1 pseudogene is annotated in these 916 nt (G+C 57.5%); it reads left to right on the plus strand.

From position 1 onward, the window contains the following. The first annotated feature begins 88 nt into the window (after positions 1-88). Positions 89-906 (plus strand): annotated as a pseudogene (locus tag QCE69_RS39310) (IS5 family transposase). The last annotated feature ends 10 nt before the right edge of the window (positions 907-916 follow it).

The following is a 916-nucleotide window of genomic DNA, read 5'->3' on the forward strand; positions in this document are numbered from 1 at the left end:
AGAGGTGGTTTCAAAAAGACGTTGAAGGGGCTGTTAACTCCATGGGCATCCTGTTAACCTTGAGCATCGTAGCGATGAGATCGAGGGCATGGATAAGCCAATCATTGACGACGAATTGTGGAAAAGAATCGAGCATTTACTCCCGCAGCCGAAGGCTCGACGCGAGAAGTATCCCGGCCGAAAGCCGGTACCCGATCGCGCGGCATTGAACGGCATTGTGTTCGTGCTACGTACAGGACTGCGCTGGCGCGACCTGCCCGCCGAAATGGGTTGCGGCTCCGGCGTGACGTGTTGGCGTCGGTTACGCGACTGGCAGCAAGCCGGTGTATGGGACCGATTGCACGAACTGCTGCTCGCCGAGCTTCGCGGCGCTGGCCAGATCGATCTTTCGCGAGTCATCGTCGATTCATCCTCTGTTCGCGCGATTGGGGCGGGCCAAAAACTGGGCCAAACCCCGTAGATCGTGCGCGACCAGGATCCAAACACCATGTCGCCACCGATGCGAACGGGGTGCCTCTCTCGATCATCCTCACAGGGGCCAATCGCCACGACATCACTCAACTGTTGCCGCTCATAGACGCGATCCCAGCTATTCGTGGCATCCGCGGGCGACCCTTGCAAAAGCCGCAGGTCGTCTACGCTGACCGTGGATAAGACTCTGAACCACACCGGCAGAAGTTGCGCGATCGCGGCATTAACCCGATTCTCGCGAAGCGGCGCGCCGTTCACGGATCTGGCCTTGGAAAGTACCGCTGGGTAGTCGAACGCACGCATGCATGGTTCCATAACTTCCACCGTCTTCGAATCCGCTACGAACAACTGGCGACAATGCATGAAGCCTTCCTCAAACTCGCTGCCTGCATGATCTGCTGGAATACTCTTCAACGATCTGCTCAGGCATTTTGAAACCACCTCT

The sequence above is a fragment of the Caballeronia sp. LZ032 genome (assembly GCF_031451315.1).
Classification (GTDB): Bacteria; Pseudomonadota; Gammaproteobacteria; order Burkholderiales; family Burkholderiaceae; genus Caballeronia.